The organism is Sphingomonas sp. EU05-FHT14C10, assembly GCF_058790595.1.
The window spans coordinates 148,145-175,101 of record NZ_JBYTEN010000006.1 but is presented as its reverse complement, the minus strand read 5'-3'; the positions used below and the strand labels follow the sequence as shown (position 1 = coordinate 175,101).

Annotated in this window: 29 protein-coding genes and 2 pseudogenes; 30 read left to right on the top strand and 1 reads right to left on the bottom strand. The window is 68.0% G+C overall.

Features of this window, described 5'->3' with window-relative positions; genetic code table 11:
• The 19 genes and pseudogenes from AC3WT0_RS08875 to dmeF form a co-directional block, all read left to right on the top strand.
• Positions 1-1,884 (top strand): strawberry notch C-terminal domain-containing protein (locus tag AC3WT0_RS08875; protein ID WP_492753151.1); only part of this gene is annotated, 1,884 nt, incomplete at its 5' end.
• Between the two features lie 11 nt (positions 1,885-1,895).
• Positions 1,896-2,948, top strand: a complete 1,053-nt coding sequence (locus tag AC3WT0_RS08870; protein WP_492753150.1) for a DUF7146 domain-containing protein — start codon at positions 1,896-1,898, stop codon at positions 2,946-2,948.
• A 266-nt stretch (positions 2,949-3,214) separates the two neighbouring features.
• A complete protein-coding gene (locus AC3WT0_RS08865) occupies positions 3,215-4,144 on the top strand; it encodes a DUF2493 domain-containing protein (protein ID WP_492753149.1) in 930 nt (309 codons plus the stop codon).
• 262 nt (positions 4,145-4,406) lie between these two features.
• Positions 4,407-4,574, top strand: a complete 168-nt coding sequence (locus tag AC3WT0_RS08860; RefSeq protein WP_492753148.1) for a hypothetical protein — start codon at positions 4,407-4,409, stop codon at positions 4,572-4,574.
• Positions 4,575-4,721: 147 nt separating this feature from the next.
• Positions 4,722-5,120, top strand: a complete 399-nt coding sequence (locus AC3WT0_RS08855; RefSeq protein WP_492753147.1) for a hypothetical protein — start codon at positions 4,722-4,724, stop codon at positions 5,118-5,120.
• A gap of 442 nt (positions 5,121-5,562) precedes the next feature.
• Positions 5,563-5,886, top strand: coding sequence for a DUF736 domain-containing protein (locus AC3WT0_RS08850; protein WP_492753146.1), 324 nt, complete (start codon positions 5,563-5,565; stop codon positions 5,884-5,886).
• 190 nt (positions 5,887-6,076) lie between these two features.
• Positions 6,077-6,364, top strand: a pseudogene (locus AC3WT0_RS08845) (transcriptional regulator domain-containing protein); the annotation flags it as partial.
• Positions 6,365-6,371: 7 nt separating this feature from the next.
• The gene (locus AC3WT0_RS08840) at positions 6,372-7,001 is read left to right on the top strand and encodes a DUF2285 domain-containing protein (RefSeq protein WP_492753145.1); all 630 of its coding nucleotides are present in this window, start codon (positions 6,372-6,374) and stop codon (positions 6,999-7,001) included.
• Between the two features lie 136 nt (positions 7,002-7,137).
• On the top strand, positions 7,138-7,422 hold the full coding sequence (locus tag AC3WT0_RS08835) for a helix-turn-helix transcriptional regulator (protein WP_492753144.1): 285 nt from the start codon (positions 7,138-7,140) through the stop codon (positions 7,420-7,422).
• 15 nt (positions 7,423-7,437) lie between these two features.
• Positions 7,438-8,310 carry a replication initiator protein A gene (locus AC3WT0_RS08830; protein WP_492753143.1) on the top strand — a complete coding sequence of 291 codons (873 nt, stop codon included), beginning with the start codon at positions 7,438-7,440 and terminating at the stop codon, positions 8,308-8,310.
• A gap of 266 nt (positions 8,311-8,576) precedes the next feature.
• Positions 8,577-9,095: a DUF2840 domain-containing protein gene (locus AC3WT0_RS08825; RefSeq protein ID WP_492753142.1), complete on the top strand. Its 519-nt coding sequence runs from the start codon at positions 8,577-8,579 to the stop codon at positions 9,093-9,095.
• The gene (locus AC3WT0_RS08820) at positions 9,092-9,634 is read left to right on the top strand and encodes a S26 family signal peptidase (RefSeq protein WP_492753141.1); all 543 of its coding nucleotides are present in this window, start codon (positions 9,092-9,094) and stop codon (positions 9,632-9,634) included. Before AC3WT0_RS08825 ends, AC3WT0_RS08820 begins: the two co-directional genes overlap by 4 nt.
• 39 nt (positions 9,635-9,673) lie before the next feature.
• Positions 9,674-10,009, top strand: a complete 336-nt coding sequence (locus AC3WT0_RS08815) for a DUF736 domain-containing protein (protein ID WP_492753140.1) — start codon at positions 9,674-9,676, stop codon at positions 10,007-10,009.
• A gap of 4 nt (positions 10,010-10,013) precedes the next feature.
• On the top strand, positions 10,014-10,724 hold the full coding sequence (locus AC3WT0_RS08810; RefSeq protein ID WP_492753139.1) for a lytic transglycosylase domain-containing protein: 711 nt from the start codon (positions 10,014-10,016) through the stop codon (positions 10,722-10,724).
• A 256-nt stretch (positions 10,725-10,980) separates the two neighbouring features.
• Positions 10,981-12,732, top strand: a complete 1,752-nt coding sequence (locus AC3WT0_RS08805; RefSeq protein ID WP_492753138.1) for a relaxase/mobilization nuclease domain-containing protein — start codon at positions 10,981-10,983, stop codon at positions 12,730-12,732.
• Positions 12,733-12,854: 122 nt separating this feature from the next.
• Entirely contained in the window at positions 12,855-14,852 is a 1,998-nt protein-coding gene (locus AC3WT0_RS08800) for a conjugal transfer protein TraG (protein WP_492753137.1), read from the top strand.
• Complete coding sequence (locus AC3WT0_RS08795; RefSeq protein ID WP_492753136.1) at positions 14,849-15,292, top strand: CopG family transcriptional regulator; 444 nt, start codon at positions 14,849-14,851, stop codon at positions 15,290-15,292. Before AC3WT0_RS08800 ends, AC3WT0_RS08795 begins: the two co-directional genes overlap by 4 nt.
• A gap of 99 nt (positions 15,293-15,391) precedes the next feature.
• Positions 15,392-15,664, top strand: a complete 273-nt coding sequence (locus AC3WT0_RS08790; protein WP_492753135.1) for a metal/formaldehyde-sensitive transcriptional repressor — start codon at positions 15,392-15,394, stop codon at positions 15,662-15,664.
• Positions 15,665-15,673: 9 nt separating this feature from the next.
• Positions 15,674-16,624 carry a CDF family Co(II)/Ni(II) efflux transporter DmeF gene (dmeF, locus tag AC3WT0_RS08785; RefSeq protein ID WP_492753134.1) on the top strand — a complete coding sequence of 317 codons (951 nt, stop codon included), beginning with the start codon at positions 15,674-15,676 and terminating at the stop codon, positions 16,622-16,624.
• Here dmeF and AC3WT0_RS08780 read toward each other — a convergent pair.
• Positions 16,621-17,066 (bottom strand): annotated as a pseudogene (locus AC3WT0_RS08780) (Ros/MucR family transcriptional regulator). The gene dmeF and the pseudogene AC3WT0_RS08780 overlap by 4 nt on opposite strands.
• A 252-nt stretch (positions 17,067-17,318) precedes the next feature.
• Here AC3WT0_RS08780 and trbB point away from each other — a divergent pair.
• Genes trbB through AC3WT0_RS08725 form a run of 11 tightly spaced genes read left to right on the top strand, consistent with a single transcriptional unit; the run spans position 17,319 to position 26,922 of the window.
• Positions 17,319-18,302 carry a P-type conjugative transfer ATPase TrbB gene (gene trbB / locus AC3WT0_RS08775; RefSeq protein WP_492753133.1) on the top strand — a complete coding sequence of 328 codons (984 nt, stop codon included), beginning with the start codon at positions 17,319-17,321 and terminating at the stop codon, positions 18,300-18,302.
• Positions 18,299-18,628: a TrbC/VirB2 family type IV secretion system protein gene (locus AC3WT0_RS08770; RefSeq protein WP_492753132.1), complete on the top strand. Its 330-nt coding sequence runs from the start codon at positions 18,299-18,301 to the stop codon at positions 18,626-18,628. The genes trbB and AC3WT0_RS08770 overlap by 4 nt, the downstream gene beginning before the upstream one ends.
• Positions 18,628-18,897 (top strand): VirB3 family type IV secretion system protein, encoded by a 270-nt coding sequence (locus AC3WT0_RS08765; RefSeq protein ID WP_492753131.1) that lies wholly within the window; start codon positions 18,628-18,630, stop codon positions 18,895-18,897. Before AC3WT0_RS08770 ends, AC3WT0_RS08765 begins: the two co-directional genes overlap by 1 nt.
• Positions 18,898-18,908: 11 nt before the next feature.
• Positions 18,909-21,344 (top strand): conjugal transfer protein TrbE, encoded by a 2,436-nt coding sequence (trbE, locus tag AC3WT0_RS08760; protein WP_492753130.1) that lies wholly within the window; start codon positions 18,909-18,911, stop codon positions 21,342-21,344.
• Positions 21,341-22,090 (top strand): P-type conjugative transfer protein TrbJ, encoded by a 750-nt coding sequence (gene trbJ, locus AC3WT0_RS08755; protein ID WP_492753129.1) that lies wholly within the window; start codon positions 21,341-21,343, stop codon positions 22,088-22,090. The genes trbE and trbJ overlap by 4 nt, the downstream gene beginning before the upstream one ends.
• A gap of 10 nt (positions 22,091-22,100) precedes the next feature.
• A complete protein-coding gene (gene trbK-alt, locus AC3WT0_RS08750; RefSeq protein ID WP_492753128.1) occupies positions 22,101-22,475 on the top strand; it encodes a putative entry exclusion protein TrbK-alt in 375 nt (124 codons plus the stop codon).
• A gap of 1 nt (position 22,476) precedes the next feature.
• Positions 22,477-23,760 carry a P-type conjugative transfer protein TrbL gene (gene trbL / locus AC3WT0_RS08745; protein ID WP_492753127.1) on the top strand — a complete coding sequence of 428 codons (1,284 nt, stop codon included), beginning with the start codon at positions 22,477-22,479 and terminating at the stop codon, positions 23,758-23,760.
• A 6-nt stretch (positions 23,761-23,766) separates the two neighbouring features.
• Positions 23,767-24,450, top strand: coding sequence for a conjugal transfer protein TrbF (trbF, locus tag AC3WT0_RS08740; protein WP_492753126.1), 684 nt, complete (start codon positions 23,767-23,769; stop codon positions 24,448-24,450).
• Entirely contained in the window at positions 24,447-25,463 is a 1,017-nt protein-coding gene (trbG, locus tag AC3WT0_RS08735) for a P-type conjugative transfer protein TrbG (RefSeq protein ID WP_492753125.1), read from the top strand. The genes trbF and trbG overlap by 4 nt, the downstream gene beginning before the upstream one ends.
• The gene (locus tag AC3WT0_RS08730; protein ID WP_492753124.1) at positions 25,460-26,686 is read left to right on the top strand and encodes a TraB/TrbI/VirB10 family type IV secretion system protein; all 1,227 of its coding nucleotides are present in this window, start codon (positions 25,460-25,462) and stop codon (positions 26,684-26,686) included. Before trbG ends, AC3WT0_RS08730 begins: the two co-directional genes overlap by 4 nt.
• Positions 26,686-26,922, top strand: coding sequence for a DUF2274 domain-containing protein (locus tag AC3WT0_RS08725; protein WP_492753123.1), 237 nt, complete (start codon positions 26,686-26,688; stop codon positions 26,920-26,922). The genes AC3WT0_RS08730 and AC3WT0_RS08725 overlap by 1 nt, the downstream gene beginning before the upstream one ends.
• Positions 26,923-26,957: the final 35 nt, after the last annotated feature.

Sequence of the window (26,957 nt, the reverse complement as noted above, 5' to 3'; positions counted from 1 at the left end):
AGTGAAATCATGGAAAACCGAAGGAAACCTGCGTCTCTCGCCGCCACGCTCGACATAAACTGCGACTGCAAAGAATATGTCCTCGACTATCTCGCGCACAGCTTCCCGGTCCAGCTCTACGAGCCGTTCAGCGACGGCGAGGGCAATCTGTCCTCGCGCCCCGTCTATCGCGACGGCGTGGCGGTCGAATGTCGCGAGGCCGTCGCTCGCCGCGAGGCCATGATCGAGCAATTGGCGGCGCTGCCTCCGGTGCCCGGTGCGCTCGACCAGATCCTCCATCGCTTCGGGTCCGAGCAGGTTGCCGAGGTGACCGGACGGTCGCGCCGTATCGTCGCGAAATCTTCCGACAGCGGAGCGCCGCGCTTCGCGGTCGAGACGCGGCCGGGCGCGGCCAACCTCGCCGAGGCGCAGGCCTTCATGGACGACGCCAAGCGTATCCTGGTCTTTTCCGACGCGGGCGGGACCGGCCGCTCCTATCACGCCGATCTGGGCGCGGTGAACCAGCGGTTGCGCGTTCACTATCTACTCGAGGCCGGGTGGAAGGCCGATGCCGCGATCCAAGGATTCGGGCGCACCAACCGCACCAACCAGGCGCAGCCGCCGCGCTTCCGGCCGGTCACCACCGATGTGAAGGCGCAGAAGCGCTTCATCTCGACGATCGCGCGGCGCCTCGACACGCTGGGCGCCATCACGCGCGGCCAACGCCAGACCGGCGGGCAGAACATGTTCCGCGCGCAAGACAATCTCGAATCGCATTATGCGCGCGACGCGCTTCGCCAGCTTTACGGCCTGCTCGTCGCGGGCAAGGTCGAAGGCTGTTCGCTCCTGGTGTTCGAGGATGCGACCGGTCTGTCGCTGATCGATTCCGGGACAGGCGGCCTCAAGGACGAGTTGCCGCCCATCACGACCTTCCTCAATCGCATGCTGGCGCTGACCATCGCGCTTCAGGACATTTTGTTCACGGCGTTCGAAGGCCTTCTCGCCGCCCGGATCGAAGGTGCGATCGCGAGCGGCGTCTACGAGATCGGCCTGGAGACACTGGCGGCCGAGAGCTTCATCGTGACCGATCGGCGGTCGATCTATACCCATCCGGGCACCGGTGCCGAGACGCGCCTGCTTACGATCGCGCGCAAGGACCGCAACCAGCCGCTCGGGCTCGAACAGGCGCTGGCCCGCGCGCGCGGCGTCGACGCGCTGCTGCTCGTCAATGCGCGGTCCGGCCGTGCCGCCGTGCAATTGCCGTCGCGCAGCCTGCTGCTCGACGATGGCAGCCTCGAACGCCGCATCCGGCTGCTTCGTCCGATGGAAGCGCCGACCATGGCGCTCGACGCAATGGCCGAGACCGAATGGGAGCGGGCTGACCCGGCGGCATTCGCCGATGCCTGGAATGCCGAGCTTGCGACCATCCCAGAATTCGATACCAGCACCATGCATGTCGTGGCGGGGCTGCTGCTACCGATCTGGAAGCAGCTCCCACGCGAATCCTCGCGCGTCTATCGGCTGCAAACCGATGACGGCGAGCGCATCATCGGCAGGCGCGTCTCCGCCGCCTGGGTCGCCGCGACCATCGATGCCGAACGCCCGGCGCTCGGCGCCGCCGAAGCCTGGCCGATGCTGCTTGCCGGCGAGGCCGTGCTGCACCTCATCGAAAGCCAGTCGCTCGCGCGCGTCCGCGCCATGGGCGTGCATCGGATCGAGCTCACCGGCTTCAACGATCTCGGCGTCGCGCGCCTGAAGGCGCTCGGCTTGATCTCCGAGATCATCTCGTGGAAGCTACGGCTGTTCGTGCCGACGGGGGCCGAAGGCGCGGAGGTGCTCGCGCGGCTCATGGAGCGGTTTCCGCTCCAGAAGGTCACCGAGCGCAACCCGGCGAAAGCCGCTTGAGGATGCGCCCCATGGACAATCCCGCAACCGAAATCGCGCGCCGCCTCGCCGAACGCGCCGAGGCGGTGTGCCGCCGCTATCTGTCGAACGGACACCGCGAAGGCCGCTACTGGCTGATCGGCGATGCCACGAACACGCCGGGGCGCAGCCTCTATGTCCGCCTTGCCACAGCCCGCGACGGGAGCGGCAGTGCCGGCAAATGGACCGACGCCGCGACCGGCGATCATGGCGATCTGCTCGACATCATCGCCCGGGTCGAAGGGCATCGGCAGCTGCGCGACACGCTCGCCGAGGCGCGGCGCTTCCTGAGCCTGCCCGTGCCTGGCCCCGATCATGATGGCGATCGAGCACCCGCCAGTCCCGCGCCCATGGGCTCGCCGCTCGCGGCCCGCCGGTTGTTCGAGGCCTCGAAGCCGATCGCGGGCAGCATTGTCGAGGCCTATTTGCGCGGACGTTCGCTGACCGGATTGCGCACCTGCACCGCCCTAAGATTCCATTCGCGCTGCTATTATCGTCCGTCCTGGGACGATCCGGCGCATACCCGTGGCGCCTGGCCGGCAATGATCGCAGCGGTCACCGACGAGGATGGCACGCTCACCGGCGTCCATCGGACATGGCTCGATCCCGGTGCATGCGACAAGGCGCCGATCGCCTCCCCGCGCCGCGCCATGGGCAATCTGCTCGGCCATGGCGTGCGCTTCGGTCGGGCCGGAGCGGTCATGGTCGCGGGCGAGGGAATCGAAACCGTCCTGTCGCTGCGCATGGGGATGCCCGGCATGCCGATGATCGCCGGGCTGTCGTCCGCGCATCTGGCGGCGCTGCGCTTCCCAGCCGAACTTCGGCGTCTCTATGTTGCGCGTGACGACGACCCCGCGGGTGACACCGCAGCAGCGACCCTGGATGGTCGGGCGCGCGATGCCGGGATCGAGGTCCACCCCCTGCAATCGCGCCTCGGCGACTTCAACGACGACCTGCGCCGGTTCGGGCTCGATGCGCTCCGCGTCGCCTTGCGCGATCAGCTGCTCCAGTGCGACGCCGATGGGTTCCTCAAGCTCCGCGTATAGCCCGCTATCCGGAATGCCTTCCTTTTGGGGCCGCGCGATCGGCCTTGCTAGAGGGCGACCGGACGGCAGGCGCGCCGCTGCCGCAACGCCGGGCGGCGGCTATTTTCCGCCGGCGGGCAGGCCCGCCTTTGCAGCGCGAAGCAAAATAGCCGCCGCCCGGCGTCCTTTGCTTCGCTGCGGCCCTGCGGGTGCGGCCCCGGCGCGCCCACCGTCTTTCGTCGCCTGGCAAGGCCGCGAAAGGCGCGGCCGCACTGGAAGGCGGCATCATGACCAGCGATCGATCCGAACCCGAGCATGCGAGCTCATCCACCGGCGTCATTCTCCAGGAGCTTCAGCTTTACGCCTATCGCCCCTTTTCCGACGAGCCCGATCCCCGGCCGCTGCCCGAGGATCGAATGGTCTCGGGCGCCGTCGCCGACATGTTCGATGCGCTGGTGGCGACGCTCGAGGACACGCGGCTCGAGCCCGATCTCGAGGATCTGCTCTGGGGCGTCACCAACGTCTTCCACCGCGCCGCCGAACGCGTGGAGCGCGAACTGGACGACAACGAGGTGGCGCAGCGGCGCAGCCAGCGCGAGCAGGACGGGTCCGAAGTCCGCTCGGTCGAGCTCGAACGCCTGCTGCTCGAAGGCGCCACGCTGATCGAGCGCCGCGACGCCATGGAATTCTTCCGCGATGCCGCGACCGAGCAATTCCGGCTGCATCTCCGCAAACCGTGGAGCCCGCGCTCCGGGTCGGTCGCCAATCGCAAGGCGCTCACCGCCGCGATGATCGACAGCCGGGACTTCCTGAACGCTCGGCGCAAGGCCGAACGGGACGTGCTCGTCCCCGCGGGGCCGAAGATCGCCTTCACCGCCGGCCAGGATTTCAACGACCACCGGCTGATCTGGCAGGTGCTCGATCGCGTGCATGCCAAGCATCCCGACATGGTGCTGCTGCATGGCGGGTCCGATACCGGCGGCGAGCGGATCGCCGCCTGCTGGGCCGATGCGCGCAAGGTCGCGCAGATCGCGTTCAAGCCCGACTGGACACGTCACAAGAAGGCCGCGCCGTTCAAGCGCAATGACGCGATGCTGTCGGTTCTGCCGATCGGCGTCATCATCTTCCCCGGCACCGGCATTCAGGACAACCTTGCCGACAAGGCCCGGGCGATGGGTATCCGTCCGATGGATTTTCGCAAACGAGATGGCGGCTGAGGGTCCGTGTGATCTTGCGCGGCCAGGCGATGGCGAACGCTGGGACCGGCCAGCCAGTTGAACGCGAGCCCCACCCCGCTCTTTGAGGCGCAATCCTTGGTCCAGCCCGGAACCTGACGCCGTCAACCCGTAAAGGGTCCGCTTACGCTAGCGCGTGCGGCCGCTCCCGGCTGCGCCTCCCGCGGTGACGGCGGTTCCGTTCCGGACGCTTCGGGCGCCCGTCGAGCGGGGGTGGTCCTCGCTCCCGACGGGAGTCCCGGACATGCCGCTCACCCTTGCCCAGTCCCACGCATGGAACCTCGCACGCACGCTGATGGCCTGCATCGTCGTATTTCATATCGACGAGAAGCTGTTCGGCGTCGTCGAGGCCCGCGAATATGACGGCGATCCCGCAGCGATCGTGCGCGAATATGATCCCTTTGTGCGCTGAGCCGACCATGTCGCGCCGGGCACACGGGATCGCTGGAAAGCGATTCCCGGATGCCCGGATACGCGCTATGGATAGCCCACATCGTGCGCTGTGGTGGTGGTGGAGAGCGCGTCCGACGGCTGGGCCGTTATTACGGAGGACGCATTGATGCTCGCTGTTCCGATCCTGATCGCGGTCGCGCTCTTTCTGATCTGGGTGCTGTTCAAGCTTTCCGTCCACGCGCTTTCCCTGTTCGCGGGCATGGCGGTCGCCATGCTCACATGGCGCTCGGGCGGCACGCTGTTCCCTGCGGCGCTCGCGGGCATCGCTGTCGCGCTGCTCATCGCCGCGACGGGGCCGATCTTGTTCGCGTCTGCGCGAACGCCGCTGGGCCGTGCGATGGTCGCGCTGCTGTTCGCGGCGCCGGCGGCATTTACCGCCTATCATGCCGCGCACGGCATCGCGGCTGAGGTCGCCGGTACGGGCGCATGGAGCGGACCGACGGCATTGATCGTCGCCTTCCTCGTCGGTTCGGTCGCGTGGCGGCGGATGACGCCGTCCGCATAGCTTCACCCGGTTTTGGTGCGAACGCTTGCCGTGGTGGTGCCCGCACTGCCGATCGGCTCGTCCCCGACGCGCCTTGGGGTGACGTAGCGCGATTTCGGAAAGATCGTGCCGTAGCCGGAGACCGTGGGACGATCGCCATCACGTCCCTGCCTTTTGATCTGCGGGGTTCGCCATCCTCGTCCCCGGTCCGATCGATCCCGCCCGCGGCCTCTTCAATGGCTGAGCTGGCCGGGGGACGGCTGCGCCTCGAAACGCCTTGGCCGCAACCGCGCGCCCGAAACTTTCTTCCCCTGGGCTGGCGCCCATTCCTCGCGAAGCAAGAAAGCCCCGGCCCCGCAGTCCTCCGCTGACGCTGCGGGCAGAGCTGCGGCGGCGTTCGCACCCGGCCCTTGCACGCCATCGAGGCCGCACAGGGCGGGCTCGAAAACCAAGGAGTATCATCATGGCGAACATCGGCAGCTTCAAGAAGGTCGGCCAGGACTATCAGGGCGAGATCGTCACCCTCAGCGTCCAGGCCAAGGGCGTCCGGATCGTTCCGGAGGACAATCGCAGCAACGACAGCGCCCCCACCCACCGTGTCTTCGTCGGACGCGCGGAAATCGGGGCGGCCTGGGCCAAGACCTCGGCCGAGCAGCGCGACTATCTCTCGGTCAAGCTCGACGACCCGAGCTTCACCGCACCCATCTTCGCCAACCTCTTCGATGACGAGGAAGGCGGCACCTACAGCCTGATCTGGTCGCGCCCGCGCCGCGCCAGCAACGACTGAGCCAACGAGACGCCCCGCCCGGCTCTGCCGGGCGGGGCTCTTACCATGTCGATCCGCGTCCGGTGCTCCGATGCCAGGCTGTAGCGAACGGCGCCTTCGACGTTGTGATGAGCGGACAGGCTTGTCCCCGCCGGGGCATGATGTTCCCCGGACGCAGGGCTAACCCCGTTGCGGGCGCGATCGTGCCTCGATGCCGTGCCGGCGTGTCGCAGAGAGGACCGGCGCGCATATTTGGCGTCGATCGGCGCGCTCGTTGCCGCCCTCCTGGGGACAATCGCCTGCCCGATCCGGGTCTTCCGGCCATCCGTGCCGCCGGCACAGCTGGGCATCTCGCAAACGGGTTCCGAGGTGCCTCATCGCAACGCCGCATGTCCGTGTCGACACGACATCAGACGAAGCGCGGCCGCTCGATCTCGCCGACTTCGCGCAGGAGTTCCTGCGCCGGAATCCGGACTATCGCCGCGACTGGCACGACGCGCAGTCACTTGCGGCATCCGCCGGAAAGGGAGGGCTGGCCCGGCATTGGGGTTTGGCCTTCTTCTTTCGATCCGGACCTTACCGCCAGCGACGCGCCGGCGCTCTGGCGCGCCGACGCCGCCGCGTCGGTCGTCGCGCTCGATCGCGCGCCTCCCGGCTTCGCGGGCGTCTGCGCCCTTGCGGGCATCGGCGTCCCGGCAGCCTGCGGCGAGGATGCCGCAGGACGCCACCTGGTCTATGAGACCATCACCGCCCGGCATCGCTTGTGGCTGCGCACGCCGGACGACGACGCGCCGCTGGTCATCCTGCTGAAGCTGACCGCCGATCCGATCGCGGCGGACGCGGCCGACGCCGCTCGGCGCTTCCTGTCGGGCGCGCCATTGGCCGCTGGTTCGGCCGCGCTCCACCCCAGCCGCTTCCAGCGCCAGCGGCTGGCGCTGCTGCTGCGCGTTCTCGATGCCGATCTCGCGGGCGCCAGCAACCGGCAGATCGGGAGCGGCATCCTCTATCCCTGGCTGGCGGAATTGCCCGCCGACAGCTGGAAATCGTCAAGCGAGCGCCGGCGCACGCAGCGGCTGATCGCCGAAGCCCGTCACATGATGCGCGCCGGCTACCGCGATCTGCTCGCCGGACGCTGACGCTGGTTTCGATTGGGGGCGACAATTTTGCGACCCGCATTTCAGCCGCTCCGCCGCCCCGCCCGTCGCCCTCCATGATCACCGGCAGATGGACGGAACTGGCGGTGGTCGCCGGTCGCCCGCTGGAGACCGAAAGATGAGTGGATCCGTATCCGCCGCACCGCAACGATTGCTCCGCACGCCCGACGCCGCGCTACTGCTCGGCCTGTCGGCCCGCACGCTCGAAAAGCATCGCTGCTATGGGACCGGGCCCGCCTATCGCAAGCTTGGCGGCCGCGTCGTCTATGCGATCGAGGATCTGCAATCCTGGGCCGAGCTGGGCGTGCGGCGCTCGACGTCGGATCCCGGCAAGGGTGTGGTCCACCCGGCCAAGCGCATCGCGCTCCCTGACCAGGGCCTTGCCGGCCCGGTTCGGCGCTGACGACCGGTACAGCCTGTGACGGCCGCCATAACCGCCAGCGATCGGCAGCTCGATCTGTTCCGGGCGATACCCGGCGAGCTCGCGCCGCGCGACGCCCAGGACCTGATGGCCTGGCCGTTCTTCAGCCTCGCCAAGTCACGGCGGGTGAAGCCGATCGATTTCCGGATGGGCGACGTCTCCATCCAGGTCGAGGCGACGCCCGAGCATGGCATGGCGACGATATGGGACGCCGATATTCTCATCTGGGCGGCAAGCCAGATCGTCGAGGCGCGCGACCGCGGCCGCCCGACGTCGCGCCTGATGGCGACCACGCCGCATGCCATCCTGACGTTCATCGCGCGCGGCGTCTCGCAGCGCGACTATGAACGGCTGAAAGCCGCGCTCGACCGGCTGCAGTCGACCACCGTCGCGACCACGATCCGCCAGCCACTCCAGCGGCGGCGGCACCGTTTCTCCTGGATCAACGAGTGGAAGGAACGGCTCGACCCGCACGGGCGGCCGCTCGGGATCGAGATGATCCTGCCCGACTGGTTCTATGCCGGCGTGCTCGACCAGGCGCTCGTGCTCACCATCGACCGCGCCTATTTCGACCTGACCGGGGGCCTTGAGCGCTGGCTTTACCGGATCGTGCGCAAGCATGGCGGGCGTCAGCGCGGTGGCTGGAGTTTCGACCTCGCGCACCTCCATTTGAAATCCGGGGTGCTGTCGCCGCGCAAGCAATTCGCCTTCGCGCTGCGCGATATCGTCCGCCGCCAGCCGCTCCCCGGCTACCGCCTCGCGCTCGAATTCGCGCTCGGGCGGGAGCGGCTGAGCTTCGTCGCGATCCCGCCCGATCCCTTCGATGTCGCGATGCGCCGGGTCGGCCTCAAGCCTGTGGATAAGTCATGATGGGACTCGTGCCATCCTTGACCCGGCACCTCGTGCCATCGCGAACCCGAAGCTCGTGCCATCGGAAACCGGAATCGGCTCCAAATCACTGCGCTCGCAGCGATTTTCCCGCGCCTAACCATGCTAACAAAGAATCCTTCGGATTCTATCTAACGTCTGGCGGCCAAGGCCGCCCGTCGCGCGACGGGCGCGCGACGAGCCGCAGTCGCGCGGGCATGGCCCGACCCGCTCCGCCGCTCGCTCGGCGATCCCCAAGGAGAAACTTGATGTCCCGCATCGCATCGGCGGGCGCGGATCGCGGACATGCGTCCGCATCCCCGGCCAGCCGTCTCACCCATGTCGATCTCCTGTGGATCGAGAAGCGCGTCGAGCGCTGGATACGCTTCGGCCGCATCGCGAACGACCGGATCGTCGACCGGCGCCGGCGCGTGGTCGGCTTCCGGCCCGGCGAGCCCTTTGCGTTCGTGTCCTGGGCGGCCAACGATCACGGCACGATCGCCTCGCGAATCGATATCGTCGCGCCGGTCGCGCCTGGCGCGCCCTATTCGACGCTGCCGTTCGTGCAGCCCGGCGGCGAATTGCTGCTCAGCGTTCATGGCTGCCAAAAGGTCGAACGCGTTCTTCGCACGATCGACCTGGTCGAAGCGATCGGCATCTATGCGGGCGATGCCGCCGCCGATCACTGGCGTCATGTCCATAACCGCGTGACGGCGGGATTCGAGCCCAGGCCCTATTCGATCGCGCGCCACCGCGCGTGGCTCCAGCGCCGGGAGCTCGGAGCATGACTCGGTTCGGCTATGTGATGCTCGCCTATTTCGCGGCGATGGCAACGATCATCACGGCGTTCATCAACCCTGCGCCGCGCCTGATCTGGAATGCCAGCGCGAGCGTGCCGATCGGCCTTTACACGGTCGATCGGACAGGCCCGATCGACCGTGGCTCGTTGGTCCTCGTCACGCCGCCGGAGCCGCTCGCGCGCTACCTCGCCGAGCGCCACTATCTGCCGCGCGGCGTGCCGATGCTGAAGCACGTCGCGGCGATCGCCGGACAGCGCGTCTGCCGGTCTGGCGTGCGGATCCTGGTCGATGGCGAGCATCTCGGCGATGCCCGGCTGCGCGACAGCCGAGGCCGGCCACTTCCCATTTGGAGTGGCTGCCGCGTGCTCGCGGCGGACGAAGTCTTCCTGATGAACGCCAACGTTCCCGACAGCCTCGACGGCCGCTATTTTGGCCCGCTCGCCACCACGACGCTCGGCGGCACGCTTACGCCGCTCTGGCTGCAGTCCGACCCGGATCAGGTTCGGGCGGCATCGCCGCGCCGCTGAATTTCGCTGAACTCAACCCCCCAAGTGATGGAGATTCCCATGTCGCAGATCGGTGCCTTTGTCCGGACGCCGGACGGCTTTTCCGGCCATCTCAAGACCCTGACGCTCGACGTCGAGCTGCGCCTGGTTCCCGCCGATGCCGAGGGGGAGAATGCGCCCGATTATCGCATCCATCGCGGCAGCGACGGCCAGGGTCCGGAAGTCGGTGCCGGCTGGAAGCGCACCGGCGAGCGCGCCGGCGCCTATGTCTCGCTGCTGATCGACGACCCGGCGCTTCCCCGGCCGATCCACGCCAATCTGTTCCAGTCCGGCCGCGGTAGCTCGGATCATCATCTGCTGTGGACGCGTCCTTCGCGCCGCGATGCGCGGGACTGAGACGATGCGCTTTTGCCGCGTGCTGGGCATTTTCACCGCGATCTGGACGAGCGCCATTGCAGCGCATGATGCGGCCTTCGCGCAGCCGATCGAGGTGCGTGATGTCGGTAGTTCGGTCGCCGGTTACGTGACCGAGGCGGCGCGGCGCTTCGCCATTCCGGAGGCGTGGATCTATGCCGTGATCCGCATCGAAAGCGCCGGCGATCCGCGCGCGGTATCGCCCAAGGGCGCGACCGGCCTGATGCAGCTCATGCCCGCGACCTGGGAGGCGATGCGCAGCCGATACGCCCTCGGCAACGACATTTACGATGCGCATGACAACATCATCGCCGGGGCCGGCTATCTGCGCGAAATGTACGATCGCTATGGCGCGCCGGGGTTTCTCGCTGCCTATAATGCGGGGCCGGGCCGCTACGAGGATTATCTCGCGAACCGGCGCGGACTGCCTGCGGAAACCGTCGCCTATGTGCGCAAGCTCGCGCCGGTCATCGCCACGGAAGCCACTGTCCGGGCGCCGGCATTCGCTCCCGACCCGCTCGCCTGGACGCGATCCGCGGTGTTCGTCGTGCGATCACGGCGCAGCCCCGTCGGCGCCGAAAACGTGGCAGAAGGCGCGAATTCAGCATCACTGCCTGCAGCGGAAGACCGCCGTTCTACGTCCTCCGATGGCAAGCCGAACGGCCTCTTCATCCCTCTTTCCGGCAAGTCTCCATGACGGTGCGGATGGCCTGCAGATTGCGGGATCGGATGCGAGGTCCGGAGGCCGAAGCTTGGGACGGGAGGCTCTGGACCGCAGGTTGGAAGCGACGGCGAGATAAAAGCACCGCCGTCGCGCGGGGTGCATGTGGTTGGTTTGATTGCGGTTTTCGCGCCGTCTCTCCACTTCGCCTGCCGTCGCTCTCCAGGAATTGTTCAATCTTTTCAAGCTTCCGAACGCCGTCGGCGGGCAATTTCAGCTCTGAGCCGGCTCGATGACTGGCGGCGAGGATGATTTCCGTATCAGGCCCGGCAAGGGGCGGGACGGCGGGGCGGCCAATATGCGCCGCGCGACCCGGCTGGCCGCTCAGGTCAAGCGCGCGTCCATGCGCGGCGGACAATTGCGGCGATCATCCGCCAAGCGCTCCGGCGGCACCGGCGCGCTTGGCCGCGGCCGCAGGGCCGCACTTTCGGCCCGGCTGCGATCCAATGCACGCCGGGTCGTCATCAAGGCGCGCGTCGTCCGCCAGTTCGGCACTCGCTTCCGCGCCGCGCCGCTCGCCCGGCATATCGCCTATCTCGAGCGCGACGGCGTCACTCGCGACGGCAAGGACGCAACGATGTTCGACGCGCGGTCCGATCGCGCCGATGGCGACGCGTTCGCCGATCGGTGTGGCGACGATCGCCATCATTTTCGTTTCATCGTCTCGCCCGAGGACGCCACCGAGCTCGCCGACCTGAGGACCTTCACGCGCGAGCTGATGGCCGATGTCGCGCAGGATCTGGACACTCGGCTCGATTGGGTGGCGATCGACCATTGGAATACCGACAACCCCCACGTCCATGTCCTGGTCCGCGGCGTCGCCGATGACGGGCGCGATCTGGTGATCGACCGGGACTATATCCGCAGCGGCATGCGCGCCCGCGCCGAGGAACGCGCGACGCTGGAGCTTGGCCCGCGCAGCCAGCGCGAGATCGAGGCGGCTTTGACCCGCGAGGTCGATGCCGACCGCTGGACCGGCCTGGACGCCGGCCTCGCGCGCATCGCGGACGATCAATCGGGCAGGATCGACCTGGCACCGTCGCCCGAGGACAGCGATCCGCAATTGCGCCGCTTGCTGGTCGGCCGCGCGATGAAGCTCGAGCGGCTCGGCCTTGCCGATCAGCTGGGACCCGCGAGCTGGTCGTTGAAGCCGGGAATCGAGCCTGCCCTTCGTGACCTCGGGATGCGGGGAGACATCATCAAGACGATGCATCGCGCGATGCTCGGCGCCGGCCGCGCCCCCGACCCGGCGGGGTTCGCGCTTCATGGCGGCGATACACAGGAGCCGGTGCTGGGCAGGCTTGTCGAGCGCGGCCTGCACGATGAGCTGCAGGGTACCGCCTATGCAGTGATCGACGGCGTGGATGGTCGCACGCACCATCTGCGATTCGACGATATCGACATGACGGGCGACGCCCGCCCGGGCGCCGTGGTCGATCTGCGCTCCTGGCAAGACAACAGGGGAAGGATCCGCTTGTCGCTCGCGACACGCTCCGACCTGCCGATCGATGCGCAGGTCACCGCGCGCGGCGCGACCTGGCTCGACCGCCAGCTGGTCGCGCGTGAGCAGGCGGCGACGGGCGGCGGGTTTGGCGCGGAGGTCCGCGACGCGATGGCGGCACGCGCGGAACTGCTGGCGGGCGAAGGGCTGGCGAGGCGGCAGGGCGGGCGCTTGGTGTTCGCGCAGGATCTCATCGAGACGCTGCGCACCCGCGACCTCGACGATGCGGCGGCGCGGATCGGTGATCGCACAGGTCTCGCCTATCAGCCCGGTGGGCCAGGCGAGCCTGTTGCCGGCGTCTATCGCGAGCGCGTGACACTTGCCTCTGGCCGGTTCGCGATGATCGATAATGGCCTGGGGTTCCAGCTCGTGCCCTGGCGGCCGGCGCTCGAACAGCATCTGGGTCAACATGTCAGCGGCACGATCGCGCCGGGAGGCGGGGTCGATTGGAGCTTCGGTCGTGCGCGAGGCCTTGGCCTCTAGGTCAGCCTACGCCGCAGCCTGTCATTGTGCGCCAGGCTTCACTCGACAGCCATTCGCGGCACCGCGCGCTTGAATTCCGCTTGCCCGGCGTCCGACTTCTCTTGCCGGAAAGGAAGGCGTGCGTGTCCGCGACCAAGATTCTCTGGGGCCAGATCCTCATCGTGTTCGCGATCGTGATCGGCGCGATCTGGGGCGCGACACAGTGGACCGCCGCGGCGCTTGGTCACCAACCCGAGCTCGGACCGCCCTGGTTCGTGTGGCAGGGCTATCGAATCTACCCCCCGCCAGCCTTCTTCTGGTGGTGGTTTTCGTTCGACGCCTATGCGCCCGCCATTTTCCTGCGCGGCGCGGCGATCGCCGCTTCGGGCGGGATTGCCGCAATGCTCGTCGCGATCGCGATGTCGGTCTGGCGCGCCCGCGAGCTCAAGACGGCGGAAACCTACGGCTCGGCGCGCTGGGCCAGCCCCGGAGAGGTTCGCGCCGCGGGCCTGCTCGGTGACGATGGCGTGGTCCTTGGCCGGTACGGGAAACATTATCTGCGTCACGACGGACCCGAGCATGTCCTGTGCTTCGCGCCGACGCGCTCGGGCAAGGGCGTCGGTCTGGTCGTGCCCTCGCTGCTCACCTGGCCGGGCTCCGCGATCGTCCATGACATCAAGGGCGAGAATTGGACGCTGACCGCCGGCTTCCGGTCGCGGTTCGGCCGCGCGCTGCTGTTCGATCCCACCAACGCGGCTTCGGCCGCCTATAATCCCTTGCTCGAGGTACGGCGCGGCGAATGGGAAGTCCGCGACGTCCAGAACGTCGCCGATGTCCTGGTCGACCCGGAAGGTTCGCTCGAACGGCGCAACCATTGGGAAAAGACCAGTCATGCCTTGCTGGTCGGCGCGATCCTTCATGTGCTTTACGCCGAGCCCGACAAGACGCTGGCCGGCGTGGCCGCCTTCCTTTCCGATCCCAGGCGGTCGATCGAGTCGACGCTGGCGGCGATGATGTCGACGCGGCACCTGGGCGACGCCGGGGTCCATCCGGTCGTCGCATCGGCCGCACGCGAGCTGCTCAACAAGTCGGAGAACGAGCGTTCCGGCGTGCTGTCGACCGCCATGTCGTTCCTCGGCCTCTACCGCGATCCCGTCGTCGCCGAGGTGACGCGGCGCTGCGACTGGCGCATCGCCGACCTGGTCGATGGCGCGCGGCCGGTCACGCTCTACCTCGTGGTTCCGCCGTCCGACATCAGCCGAACCAAGCCACTCATCCGGCTGGTGCTCAACCAGATCGGGCGCCGGCTGACCGAGGAGCTGACGCCCAAAGGCCGGCGGCAGCGCGTGCTGCTGATGCTCGACGAGTTCCCGGCGCTCGGGCGGCTCGATTTCTTCGAGAGCGCGCTCGCGTTCATGGCGGGCTACGGCCTGAAGGCGTTCCTGATCGCCCAGAGCCTCAACCAGATCGAGAAAGCCTATGGGCCGAACAACGCGATCCTCGACAATTGCCATGTGCGCGTAAGCTTCGCGACAAATGACGAGCGGACCGCGAAGCGCGTGTCCGACGCGCTCGGCACCGCCACCGAGATGCGCGCGATGAAGAATTATGCAGGGCACCGGCTGTCGCCATGGCTGGGGCATCTGATGGTCTCGCGGACCGAAACCGCCCGGCCCCTGCTGACGCCGGGCGAGGTCATGCAGCTGGCGCCCGACCGGGAGATCGTGATGGTCTCAGGCGTCATGCCGCTGCTCGCCAGCAAGGCGCGCTATTTCGAGGATCCGCGGCTGTCCGCCCGCATCGTCGCACCGCCACCGCAGCTTGCGGCGCAACGGTCCGTGCCGGTGGACGACTGGTCCGGCGCCCCGTCCGCCGCGGCGGGTCCACCCACCCCGGCGACGACGACGGCAGTCGCCGACGACGCCGGCGGCGACGCGGCAAACAGCGGCATCCGGCGGGAGCCCGAGCTGCCGGTCCAGGAGGAAATCGTAGCGCCACCGGCGGTGCCCCAGCGCGAATTCGACTTTGTCGAGGATGATGCCGCCGAGGCGAATGCGGTGCGCGCGCGGAGGGCACAGGAAGGCGCTCGCCGCAACGCGCGCGTCGCGAGCCTCGATCCCGATGACGGGATCGCGCTGTGAGCGGCAACCGTCTCAAGCATACGTTTCGCCTGCCGCCGGACCTGTCGCGCCAGCTTGCCGACTATGCCGCGCGCAAGCGCGTGTCGCAGGCGCTGGTGGTCGAGACCGCGCTGGCGTCGTTCCTGTCGCCGGACGGATCGGAGCGGCTGGAAGCCGCGATCAGTCGCCGGCTCGACCGGTTGAGCCGGCAAGCCGACCGGCTGGCGTGGAATATAGATCTCTCGAACGAGACGCTGGCGCTGTTCATCCGGTTCTGGCTGACCACCAACGCGCCGCTTCCCGATACGGCGCTCGCTGCCGCCCAGGCGATGGGAAAGGAGCGATGGGAACGATTCGTCGAATCGCTCAGCCGCCGCATGGAGTCCGGACCTCGGCTGGGTCGTGAGATCTCGCAGGATGTCGATGCCGGGATCGGATCGGAAGGCGAGCGGGACAGCTAGGTTCGCGCCTGATTTCGGTCACTTCAGGAAACCGGAGCCGATGCCTGCCAGCGTCTCGGCGATTGCATCCGGCTCGATCGCCATATAGGGGGGAGGGGTATGTCGCATCTTTCCGACAATCAGGCGCTCGTCAAGCGGGTGCGGCGCATCGCCGGCCAGGTGGCCGCGATCGAGCGTGCGCTCGCCGGAGGCGAGGATTGCGCGACCACACTGCATCTGGTCGCGGCGGCACGCGGCGCGATGAACGGCCTGATGGACCAGATCGTGGAAGCCCATCTCCAGGAGCATGTCGTCCGGCCGGGGCTCTCGGACGAGGACCGCGCGAAGGGCGCGGCGGAATTGACGGCGGCGATGCACCGCTACGCGAAATAGGAATTCAACATGGCGAGCCTTCCGGAAATCGAGGCCCTTGGTCACAGCCACGTCTATCTGGGCGCGGCGCATGACGAGAATGCGCGGCGAACCCTATGGGTGGTCGCACTGACCGCGGCGATGATGCTGGTCGAGATCGCTGCCGGCTATATGACCGGCTCGATGGCGCTGCTCGCCGATGGCTTCCATATGGCGACGCATGCGGGCGCGCTCGGCGTCGCAGCAGCAGCCTACGCGTTTGCCCGGCGGCACGCGCGCAATCCGGCCTTCTGCTTTGGGACCGGCAAGGTGGGCGACCTCGCGGGCTTTGCGTCCGCGCTGGTGCTCGGCTTGATCGCCCTGGGCATCGGGACTGAGTCGATCATGCGGCTCTTCGCGCCCGTCACCGTCGCCTTCGGCGAGGCCACGATCATCGCAGTGGTCGGGCTCGGCGTGAACATCGTCAGCGCGATGCTGCTCGGCGGCGGGCATCACCACGATCACCACCACGGCCATGGCGATCATCATCATGATCATCACGCCGACCATCACCACGGGCATGCTTCAGGGTCGCGCGACAACAATCTCCGCTCGGCCTATGTCCATGTGCTGGCCGATGCGCTGACGTCCGTGCTCGCGATCGCGGCGCTGCTGGCGGGCCGATTCCTGGGCTGGACCTGGATGGACCCGATCATGGGGATCGTGGGCGCGGTGGTCATTGCCCGCTGGTCCTGGACGCTCATGCGCGACACGGCGGCCGTCTTGCTGGACCGGACCGACGACCATGTCGCGCAGGAAATACGCGATCTGGTCGAAGGTCCCGGCGATGCCCGCATCGCGGACTTGCATGTGTGGCGCGTCGGTCCCGATGCGCATGCGGCGATCGTCAGCGTCGCAGGGTCTTCGCTTGCCGCGGCGACGGTTCGTGCACGGCTCGCGCCCGTGCACGAAGTTCGCCATCTCACCGTCGAGATCTGCTAGCGCTTCCGGCGCATCCCTGGCTTGCGCCCCAGTCCGATCTTCTGCGCCATCTCGCGGCGCGCCTTGGAATAATTTTCCGCGACCATCGGATAGTCGGGCTTCAGGCCGTAGCGCTCGCGATAGGTCTCCGGCGTAAGATTATGGCCGGAAAGGTGGCGGCGCAAAGTCTTGTAGGGCTTGCCGTCGATCAGCGAAATGATGTGATCCTTGGACGCCAGCGACTTGCGGACGGACACAGCCGGCGGATACTCGACTTCGGCCTCCGGTGCAGGAGTTTCCGTTGCGGCCGAAGGTGCAGCCAACTGCGACACTGCTTCGTGCATCCTCTTCAGGAAGGCGGAACTTCCTCGGCCGTGGCGCGCGTGTTCGGATTGGTAAGCCAGGCGATCGTCAACTCGGTCGCCAGCTCCAGCGCGCTCGTTTCAGTTGCTTCGTCGGCCATCGGAATCTCCCCTGAATAGATTTCGCACTAGCTACGTTGCGATTCTGGTCAACGGCCAATCGAAAGTGCAGTGCGGCGCCCTGATCCGAGACCTTCTGCCGGCCGATCGGATTCTTGCTGGCTCGCCGATCCTTTGTCTTTCTTCGCCAGCCTGCGATCGTCTCCGATAGTTGTTGCGAAGCCGGGTTTTGCTCCCCTCTTAGTCGACCCCGTTCGCTGGACCGCATGTCCGGCATCCGTCCGGGGACCGACATGGCCGTTCATCCGATCCGATCCGAAGCGAGCAGCCGGGGTGCGCGGATGCTTCGGACCGCGCTCGGACCTTCGATCGCCAAATGGCTCGGCGACGGGGCCGTTGTCGAAGTGATGCTCAACCCGGATGGGCGACTTTGGATCGACCGCTTGGGCGAGGGCATCACCGATACCGGCGAGATGCTTGCCCCCGACGATGGCGAGCGGATCGTTCGCCTCGTCGCGCATCATGTCGGCGTCGAGGTCCACGCGCATGCGCCGCGTGTTTCCGCCGAGCTTCCCGAAACCGGCGAGCGCTTCGAAGGCTTGCTCCCTCCCGTCGTTGCCGCACCGGCGTTCGCGATCCGCAAGCCCGCCGTCGCGATCTTCACGCTCGACGACTATGTCGATGCCGGCATCATGACCGCTGGCCAGGCCGATGCGCTGCGCAACGGCGTCGCCGGCCGCTGCAACATCCTGGTGGCGGGCGGGACATCCACCGGCAAGACCACGCTCACCAACGCGTTGCTCGCGGAGGTCGCCAAGACCGGCGACCGCGTCGTGCTCATCGAGGACACGCGCGAGTTGCAGTGCGCGGCGCCCAACCTCGTCGCGCTGCGCACCAAGGACGGGGTTGCGACACTCTCCGATCTCGTGCGCTCCAGCCTGCGGCTTCGCCCCGATCGCATCCCGATCGGCGAGGTGCGCGGCGCCGAGGCGCTCGACCTCTTGAAGGCGTGGGGAACCGGGCATCCGGGCGGCGTCGGCACCATTCATGCCGGAACCGCGATCGGCGCGCTGCGGCGGCTCGAGCAGCTGATTCAGGAAGCGGTGATCACCGTGCCCCGCGCACTGGTCGCAGACACGATCAACCTGATCGCGGTGCTCACGCGCGACGGCCATGGCCGCCGGCTCTCCGAACTCGCCCGCGTCGAGGGGCTCGGCGTCGACGGCGACTACCGCCTGACCTTTCTCTCAACCCCGGCATCCGGAGGCCATTCATGACTCGTCTCTTCGTTCGCTCGCGCGCCACGCTCGCTCTCGCCGCTTCCGCCTTCGTCGCGGCCGCCTATGCGCGGCCCGCCTTCGCGGCGGGGTCGTCGATGCCCTGGGAAGCCCCGCTGCAGTCGATCCTCGAAAGCATCGAGGGGCCGGTCGCCAAGATCGTCGCGGTGATCATCATCATCGTGACCGGCCTGACGCTCGCCTTTGGCGACACGTCGGGCGGCTCGCGCCGTTTGATCCAGATCGTGTTCGGGCTTTCGATCGCCTTCGCCGCAAGCTCCTTCTTCCTGAGCTTCTTCAGCTTCGGCGGCGGGGCGCTCGTCTGATGGACACGGGCGAGCAGATCCCCGGCTATTACGCGCCGGTGCATCGCGCGCTGACCGAGCAGATCCTGCTCGGCGGCGCGCCGCGCGCGGTGGCGATCGCCAACGGCACGCTGGCCGGAGCCGTCGGGCTGGGTCTCAGGCTGTGGATCGCCGGCATGGTGATCTGGGGGATCGGGCACTTCCTCGCGGTCTGGGCGGCGAAGCGCGATGCACAGTTCGTCGATGTGGCCCGCCGCCACCTTCGCTACCCCATTTTTCTGCGCGCCTGAGGCCGAACGCGATGATGTCCCTTCGCGAATATCGCCGCCACGCCGCCAGCCTCGCCGACTTCCTGCCTTGGGCGGCGTTGGTCGCCAAGGGCGTGGTGCTCAACAAGGACGGGAGCTTCCAGCGCTCGGCACGCTTTCGCGGGCCGGATCTCGATTCCGCCACGCCCGCCGAGCTCATCGCGACCACCGGCCGCCTCAACAATGCGCTGCGTCGCCTCGGCTCGGGCTGGGCGATCTTCGTCGAGGCGCAGCGTCAGGCGGCTGAACATTATCCGCAGGGTAGCTTCCCCGATGCCGCGTCCGCGCTCGTCGATCGCGAGCGGGCCGAGCAGTTCGCGGAACAGGGCGCCCATTTCGAGAGCCGCTATTATCTGACGCTCTTGTGGATGCCGCCCGCCGAAGATGCAGCGCGCGCGGAGGGCTGGCTCTACGAAGGCCGGGCCACGACCGGCGTCGATCCGCGCGAGGCGCTGGCGAGCTTCATCGACCGCAGCGACCGCGTTCTGCAACTCGTCGAGGGCTTCGTGCCGGAGGTCGCGTGGCTCGGCGATGCGGAAACGCTCACCTATCTGCACAGTACCGTCTCTACCAAGCGCCAGGGCGTCCGGGTCCCCGAGACGCCGATGTATCTCGACGCGCTGCTGGCCGACGAGCCGCTGACCGGGGGCCTCGAACCGCGCCTCGGCCATAACCATCTGCGCACGCTCACCGTCACCGGCCTTCCGACCGTCACCTTTCCCGGGCTCCTCGACGATCTCAATCGTCTCGCCTTTCCCTATCGCTGGTCAACCCGCGCGCTGATGCTCGACAAGGCCGACGCGACCAAATTGCTCGGCAAGATCCGCCGGCAATGGTTCGCCAAGCGCAAGTCGGTCGCCGCCATCCTGAAGGAGGTGATGACCAACGAGGCGTCGGCGCTGGTCGACAGCGATGCCGCGAACAAGGCGGCGGATGCCGATCTTGCGCTGCAGGAGCTGGGCTCGGATCATGTCGGTCAGGCCTATGTCACCGCGACCGTCACGGTGTGGGATCCCGACCCCGGCATCGCGGCGGAAAAGCTCCGGCTGGTCGAGAAGGTCATCCAGGGCCGCGATTTCACCGTCATCGCCGAGGGGATGAACGCGATCGAAGCCTGGCTCGGAAGCCTGCCCGGCCATGTCTATGCCAATGTGCGCCAGCCGCCGGTCTCGACGCTCAACCTCGCGCACATGATTCCGCTGTCCGCCGTCTGGGCGGGGCCCGAGCGCGACGAGCATTTCGATGCGCCTCCCTTGTTTTTCGCGCGCACCGAGGGTTCGACGCCGTTTCGCTTTTCGCTTCATGTCGGCGATGTCGGGCACACCCTGATTGTCGGCCCGACCGGTGCCGGCAAGTCGGTCCTGCTCGGCCTGATGGCGATGCAGTTCCGGCGCTACGAGGGCGCGCAGCTGTTCGCGTTCGACTTCGGCGGGTCGATCCGCGCGGCGGCGATCGCGATGGGCGGGGACTGGCAGGATCTCGGCCACAGCCTGTTCGACGGCGCAGCGGGGAACGTTCTCCTGCAGCCGCTCGCCGCGATCGACGACCCGGCCGAGCGCAACTGGGCCGCCGAATGGCTCGCCGCCATCCTCGCCGCCGAAGGCGTCACGATGGACCCGCCGGCCAAGGAGCATCTCTGGTCGGCGCTCGGGTCGCTTGCTTCCGCGCCGGTGGCGGAGCGCACATTGACCGGCCTCGCGGTGCTGCTCCAGGCACAGGCGCTCAAACAGGCGCTCGGCCCCTATTGCGTCGGCGGTCCCTATGGCCAGTTGCTCGACGCGGAATCGGAGCGGCTGGGGCAAAGCCGGGTGCAGGCGTTCGAGACCGAAGGCCTGACAGGAAGCGGCGCCGCGCCCGCGGTCCTGTCCTATCTGTTCCATCGTATCGAAGGCAGGCTCGACGGCTCGCCGACGCTCATCATCATCGACGAAGGCTGGCTGGTGCTCGACAGCCCGGCCTTTGCGCAGCAGTTGCGCGAATGGCTGAAGACGCTGCGCAAGAAGAATGCGAGCGTCGTCTTCGCGACGCAGAGCCTCGCCGATATCGAGACCAGCACGATCGCGCCGGCGATCGTCGAGAGCTGCCCCACGCGCATCTTCCTGCCCAACGAGCGCGCGGTCGAGCCGCAGATCACCGCGATCTATCGCCGGTTCGGGCTCAACGATCGCCAGATCGAGATCCTCGCGCGCGCGACGCCCAAGCGTGATTATTATTGCCAGTCGCGCCGCGGCAATCGCCTGTTCGAGCTTGGCCTTGGCGAGGTTGCCCTCGCCTTCACCGCCGCTTCGTCCAAGGCCGACCAGCTCCGCATCGCCGAATTGACCGGGACCGAAAGCCCCGAGGACTTCGCCGCGGCATGGCTGCGCGCGCGCGGCGCCGATTGGGCGGCCGATCTTTTGCCCGCCATCAACCAGGAGGTGACACCATGAAGACGCTTTCCCTTCGCCTGCTCATCGCCGCGGCTGCGGCACCGCTGGCGCTCGCCGTGTCGGCCGCGCCGGCGCACGCCCAGTTCGGCGGGATCGTCTATGATCCCACCAACTATTCCCAGAACGTGCTGACCGCGGCTCGGACGCTCGAGCAGATCAACAACCAGATCAAGTCGCTGCAGAACGAAGCGACCGCACTGATCAACGACGCGAAGAATCTCGCCTCGCTGCCCCTCTCGCAGATCGCCGAGCTCCAGGCACAGGTCCGCCGCACCCAGCAGTTGCTCGGCAGCGCCCAGCGCATCGCCTATGATGTGCAGTCGATCGACAAGGCGTTCAGCACCCAATATCGCGGCGTCAGCATGTCGTCGTCGGACCAGGCGCTGGTCGATGGCGCCAAGGAACGCTGGGCCAACTCGGTCGCGGCCTTCGAGGACGCGCTCAAGGTGCAGGCCGGCGTCGTCGGCAATATCGACGGCGCGCGCGACACGATGAACAATCTGGTGACCGCCAGCCAGTCGGCGAGCGGCGCGCTGCAGGCGGCACAAGCCGGCAACCAGTTGCTCGCGCTCCAGTCGCAGCAGCTCGCCGATCTGACCGCGATGATGGCGGCACAGGGCCGTGCCCAGGCGCTCGAAGCCGCGCAGCGCGCGGCCGCGCAGGACCAGGGCCGCGAGCAATTGCGCCGCTTCCTGTCGCGCGGCACCGGCTACCGGCCGGGCGGCGCCAAGATGTTCCACCAATAGGGCCACTGCGATGCAGGCCAAGTCTCTCGCCCGAGCTGGCGCGGTTGCGTTCGTCGCGGTCGCGATCACCGCAGCGGCGATCCAGATGCGGGATGGTCCCTCCCATCCTCCGGAAGGGCCGATGCCCGCGCCAGAGGCGAACCGCGACCCGTTGCGCGCCGAGCTCGTCCGCTGCCAGGCGCTCGGCCAGGACGGCGCTAGCGACGCGGCCTGCCTGCGCGCCTGGGACGCAAACCGCCGCCGCTTCTTCGGCCTGGCCGGACCAGCCACCGCGCGAGGCGCGAACGAGCGGCCCTCGTCGGGACTGCCCGGTCCAACCGACGGCAAGGCGAACGAGGATCCAGTTGCGAAAGCGTCGGCACCCGCGCCGGCCGGAGGTCACTGACATGGGCGGAACCGGCGTCGTCGACCGCTTTCTGGAGGTCTTCACCAGCTATATCGATTCCGGCTTCGGGCTGCTGCACGGCGAGGTCGCGTTCATCGCGACGACGCTGATCGTCATCGACGTGACGCTCGCGGCACTGTTCTGGACGCTCGGCGAGGGCGACGACATCATCGCGCGCCTGATCAAGAAGACTCTGTTCGTCGGGATCTTCGCCTATATCATCGGCAACTGGAACACGCTCGCGCAGATCGTGTTCAACAGCTTCGCCGGGCTGGGACTGAAGGCCAGCGGCACCAGCTTCACCGCCGCCGAACTGCTCCAGCCCGGGCGCGTCGCGCAGGTCGGTCTTGATGCCGGCCAGCCGATCCTCGAGGCGATCTCGGGGCTGATGGGCTATATCAGCTTCTTCGAGAATTTCATCCAGATCGTCGTGCTGCTGTTCGCATGGCTGATGGTGCTGCTCGCCTTCTTCATCCTTGCGATCCAGCTGTTCATCACGCTGATCGAGTTCAAGCTGGCGACGCTTTGCGGGTTCGTGCTGATCCCGTTCGGCCTGTTCGGCAAGACCGCCTTCATGGCCGAGCGCGTCCTCGGAAACGTCGTGTCGTCGGGCATCAAGGTGCTGGTGCTTGCCGTGATCATCGGCATCGGCTCGACGCTGTTCGGCGAGTTCACCTCGGCGATCGGCAATGCCGAGCCGACGATCGAGGATGCGATGACGATCGTGCTCGCGTCGCTCACCTTGCTCGGTCTCGGTATTTTCGGTCCCGGTATCGCCAACGGTATCGTCTCGGGCGGGCCGCAGCTCGGTGCAGGCGCGGCGGCGGGAACGGCGCTTGCCGCCGGCGGCATGGTCGCGGGCGGTGCGGCCGCCGCCGGCCTTGCTGCCGGTGCCGCCGGCGGTGCCGTGGCGAGCGTCGCGTCAACGGGCGCCCGCGCTGCGAGCGGGGCCGCGAGCGCCTATCGGCTGGGTGCCGAAGGGAAGACCGGCGCCGCCAGCATCGCAGGTGGCCTCGGCGGTGTCGGCAAGGCGGCGGCCAATGCGGCGATGTCGCCGCTTCGCCGCGCCGCTGAAAGCCTGCGCCGGTCCCCGTCAGCCACCGCCAGCGGACAGAATACGCAGGCCGCCGGCGACACCGCTGCTTCCGGGCCTCCCGCCTGGGCGACCGCAATGAAGCGGCGGCAGGCACTCGGCCACGCCGCGACGATCGGCGCCCATACCCTGCGATCGGGCGACGGCGGCGGCAGCGCCGGCTCGGCGATCGACGTCAGCCAGAAGGATTGAGCCCTCATGTTCCGACGCCCGTCCATTCACTACGGCAAGACGCCTGAGCCCGAGACGCCCTATCAGCGCGCAGCGCAGGCATGGGACGACCGGATCGGCTCTGCGCGCGTGCAGGCCCGAAGCTGGCGGCTCGCCTTTTTCGGCGCGCTCACGCTTTCGGGCGGACTCGCCGCCGGGCTCGTCTGGCAAAGCGCTCGCGGCACGATCGTCCCCTGGGTGGTCCAGGTCGACAAGCTCGGCGAAGCCCAGGCGGTGGCGCCGGCGAACGCCGATTATCGGCCGAGCGACCCGCAGATCGCGTTTCACCTGGCGCGCTTCGTCGAGCAGGTGCGCGGCATCGCCGCCGACCCGATCGTCGTCCGGCAGAATTGGCTGCGCGCCTATGACTTCACCACCGACAAGGGCGCGATAGCGCTCAACGACTATGCGCGCACCAACGACCCGTTCGCCAATATCGGTAAGGCGCAGGTCGCGGTCGACGTCTCGAGCGTGATCCGCGCCTCGCCGGACAGCTTTCGAGTCGCCTGGACCGAACGCCATTATCAGGAGGGCAATCTCGCGGCGACCGAGCGCTGGTCGGCGATCCTCACCATCGTCGTCCAGCCGCCCCGCACGCCCGACGCACTCCGCAAGAACCCGCTCGGCGTGTTCGTCAACGCCATCAACTGGTCGAAGGAACTCGCCCAATGAAGTCCACACGCTCGCGCCGCGGCGCACTTCCTGCGTTGCTGCTTTCGGCCGCACTGCTACCCGGCTGCACCGCCGCCGCGGCGAGGCCGCAGAGCATCGACTTTGCCGCCGCGGCCAAGGCGGCGCCGGTCGAGGATCCGCCCCGGCCCATCGAGATCGTCGCGGTCCCGACTCCCTTGCCCCTGCCGGGGCAACTCAAGCCGGCAGTCGACACGCCGATGCCGCGAGAGGAATCCGATCCCAAGGTCCGCATCGGGTCCGCCAATGCCGCGGCGCGCGTCCAGCCAGTCAGGGACGGCTTCCTCAACGCGATCCAGCAATATCCCTGGGCCGAGGGCGCGCTGTACCAGCTCTATGCGGCACCCGGCCAGGTGACCGACATCGCGCTGCAGGAAGGCGAGCAGCTTGTGGGGCCTGGCCCCGTCGCGGCCGGCGATACGGTCCGCTGGATCATCGGCGATACCGTCAGCGGCACGGGTGCCGCGCAGCGCGTCCATATCCTGGTCAAGCCGACACGCGCGGACCTTGCCACCAATCTGGTGATCAATACCAATCGGCGCACCTATCATCTCGAGCTTCGCGCAACGTCTGCAACCTATATGGCGTCGGTTTCCTGGATCTATCCGCAGGATCGGCTGATCGCGCTGCGTGGCAGCAATGCCGCAGCGGAGGCAGCCACGCCGATCGCCTCTGGCGTCGATCTCGCGTCTCTCGACTTCCGCTACACGATCGAGGGCGACCGGCCGCCCTGGCGGCCGCTCCGCGCGTTCGACGATGGCCGGCAGGTCTTCATCGAATTCCCGGCCGGCATCGCGCAGGGCGAGTTGCCGCCGCTGTTCGTGATCGGCATCGGCGGAGCCGGGGAGCTGGTCAACTATCGCATGCGCGACCGTTTCATGGTGGTCGATCGGCTGTTCGCGGCGGCCGAGCTACGCATCGGCGACAAAAAGTCGGAGCGGAAGGTACGCATCGTGCGCGACGATGCGCGCCCGGCCCGAAAGGACCGGCGATGAGCGAAGGCGAGGAGGGCGCCGGTCCCGCGCCGGAGCTCAGGCTGCGCGGCGATCCGCCGCGAGTGATGCGGCTGTCGCGAAAGACCCTCGCACTGCTCGGCCTCGCCGCCAGCGCGGGCATCGGCGGGTCGCTCATCTACGCGCTCCAGCCGGCGCGGCATCAGGCGAGCGAGGAACTCTACAACACGGATGGCCGGGCCACCGCCGACAGCGTCACAAGCGCACCCAAGGACTATGGCGAGATCCCGAAGCTCGGCCCACCACTCCCAGGTGACCTCGGCCGACCGATCGTCTCCGCTCAGCAGCGGGGAGCCGATGTGCCGCCGCCGCCAATCGGCGCGCAGCCCGGTGCCGGCCCGCCCGCCGCGAACGCCGCGGCAAATGCGGCCGAGGCGGCACGGCAGCGGGTACGGCAGGAGCGCGATGCGGCGCGGACGAGCAAGCTGTTCCTGAGCGGCGCACCGGCGGCGGGCGATGCAAGTGCTGCAATGCCCTCCGTCAATCTGCTCGCGGGAGCGGAGCGGCCGGCGGCCGCCGCCCTGCCGGCTGCGTCGGCGCAGGACTCAGCGGGCGACGGCCAGGCCGCGAAACGGACCTTCATGAGCACGACGGTCGCGCGGCCGGCCAGCGCCGAGCGTCTACAATCGCCATCCTCGCCCTATCTGCTCCAGGCCGGGAGCATCATACCCGCGGCGTTGATCACCGGCATTCGCTCCGATCTGCCGGGCCAGATCACCGCGCAGGTGACGGAGAATGTCTATGATAGCCCGACTGGAAGGCTTTTGCTGATCCCGCAGGGCGCGCGGCTGATCGGGGAATATGATTCGCAGATTTCGTTCGGGCAGAACCGCGTGCTGCTCGCCTGGGACCGGCTGATCTTCCCCGACGGCCGTTCGATCACGCTCGAGCGCCAGCCGGGCGCCGACGTGTCGGGGTTCGCGGGCCTGCAGGACAGCACCAACTATCATTGGGGCGGCATCGCCAGGGCGGCCTTGCTGTCGACCCTACTCGGCATCGGCGCCCAGGTCGGCTCCAACAACGACGACAACCTCAGTCGCGCCATTCGCGAGGGAACTTCGGACACGATCAACCAGGCCGGGCAGCAGATCGTGCGGCGGCAGCTCAACATCCAGCCGACGCTCACCATCCGCCCGGGCTTTCCCGTCCGCGTCATCGTGACGCGCGACTTGGTGCTTGCTCCGATTGCGAAGGAGGCGCGGTGATGGCGAAACTCAAGCTCGGACCCTTGGCCGACGACAAGCCGGTCCGGATGACGATCGAGCTTCCCGCAGCCCTGCACCGCGACCTCGTCGCTTATGCCGCGGCTCATGGCGCCGAGACGGGCCAGGCGCCATTGCCACCCGCCAAGCTGATAGCACCGATGCTGGAGCGCTTCATCGCCACCGACCGGGCATTCGCCGCCGCCCGGCGCGGCTTGCCGAACGGTCAGGACAAATAGCGCGCGGAGCGGCGCGGATCGCGCGGCGCAGCGCC

Bases quoted from the DNA above. Each gene is read 5' to 3' on its own strand.
- trbF (WP_492753126.1), top strand. From the start codon at position 23,767: ATGTTCCGACGCCCGTCCATTCACTACGGCAAGACGCCTGAGCCCGAG.
- trbG (WP_492753125.1), top strand. From the start codon at position 24,447: ATGAAGTCCACACGCTCGCGCCGCGGCGCACTTCCTGCGTTGCTGCTT.
- AC3WT0_RS08770 (WP_492753132.1), top strand. From the start codon at position 18,299: ATGACTCGTCTCTTCGTTCGCTCGCGCGCCACGCTCGCTCTCGCCGCT.
- AC3WT0_RS08805 (WP_492753138.1), top strand. From the start codon at position 10,981: ATGACTGGCGGCGAGGATGATTTCCGTATCAGGCCCGGCAAGGGGCGG.
- AC3WT0_RS08865 (WP_492753149.1), top strand. From the start codon at position 3,215: ATGACCAGCGATCGATCCGAACCCGAGCATGCGAGCTCATCCACCGGC.
- trbE (WP_492753130.1), top strand. From the start codon at position 18,909: ATGATGTCCCTTCGCGAATATCGCCGCCACGCCGCCAGCCTCGCCGAC.
- AC3WT0_RS08860 (WP_492753148.1), top strand. From the start codon at position 4,407: ATGCCGCTCACCCTTGCCCAGTCCCACGCATGGAACCTCGCACGCACG.
- trbJ (WP_492753129.1), top strand. From the start codon at position 21,341: ATGAAGACGCTTTCCCTTCGCCTGCTCATCGCCGCGGCTGCGGCACCG.
- AC3WT0_RS08835 (WP_492753144.1), top strand. From the start codon at position 7,138: ATGAGTGGATCCGTATCCGCCGCACCGCAACGATTGCTCCGCACGCCC.
- trbL (WP_492753127.1), top strand. From the start codon at position 22,477: ATGGGCGGAACCGGCGTCGTCGACCGCTTTCTGGAGGTCTTCACCAGC.
- AC3WT0_RS08820 (WP_492753141.1), top strand. From the start codon at position 9,092: ATGACTCGGTTCGGCTATGTGATGCTCGCCTATTTCGCGGCGATGGCA.
- trbK-alt (WP_492753128.1), top strand. From the start codon at position 22,101: ATGCAGGCCAAGTCTCTCGCCCGAGCTGGCGCGGTTGCGTTCGTCGCG.
- AC3WT0_RS08765 (WP_492753131.1), top strand. From the start codon at position 18,628: ATGGACACGGGCGAGCAGATCCCCGGCTATTACGCGCCGGTGCATCGC.
- AC3WT0_RS08790 (WP_492753135.1), top strand. From the start codon at position 15,392: ATGTCGCATCTTTCCGACAATCAGGCGCTCGTCAAGCGGGTGCGGCGC.
- dmeF (WP_492753134.1), top strand. From the start codon at position 15,674: ATGGCGAGCCTTCCGGAAATCGAGGCCCTTGGTCACAGCCACGTCTAT.
- AC3WT0_RS08855 (WP_492753147.1), top strand. From the start codon at position 4,722: ATGCTCGCTGTTCCGATCCTGATCGCGGTCGCGCTCTTTCTGATCTGG.
- AC3WT0_RS08810 (WP_492753139.1), top strand. From the start codon at position 10,014: ATGCGCTTTTGCCGCGTGCTGGGCATTTTCACCGCGATCTGGACGAGC.
- AC3WT0_RS08730 (WP_492753124.1), top strand. From the start codon at position 25,460: ATGAGCGAAGGCGAGGAGGGCGCCGGTCCCGCGCCGGAGCTCAGGCTG.
- trbB (WP_492753133.1), top strand. From the start codon at position 17,319: ATGGCCGTTCATCCGATCCGATCCGAAGCGAGCAGCCGGGGTGCGCGG.
- AC3WT0_RS08815 (WP_492753140.1), top strand. From the start codon at position 9,674: ATGTCGCAGATCGGTGCCTTTGTCCGGACGCCGGACGGCTTTTCCGGC.
- AC3WT0_RS08825 (WP_492753142.1), top strand. From the start codon at position 8,577: ATGTCCCGCATCGCATCGGCGGGCGCGGATCGCGGACATGCGTCCGCA.
- AC3WT0_RS08870 (WP_492753150.1), top strand. From the start codon at position 1,896: ATGGACAATCCCGCAACCGAAATCGCGCGCCGCCTCGCCGAACGCGCC.
- AC3WT0_RS08850 (WP_492753146.1), top strand. From the start codon at position 5,563: ATGGCGAACATCGGCAGCTTCAAGAAGGTCGGCCAGGACTATCAGGGC.
- AC3WT0_RS08725 (WP_492753123.1), top strand. From the start codon at position 26,686: ATGGCGAAACTCAAGCTCGGACCCTTGGCCGACGACAAGCCGGTCCGG.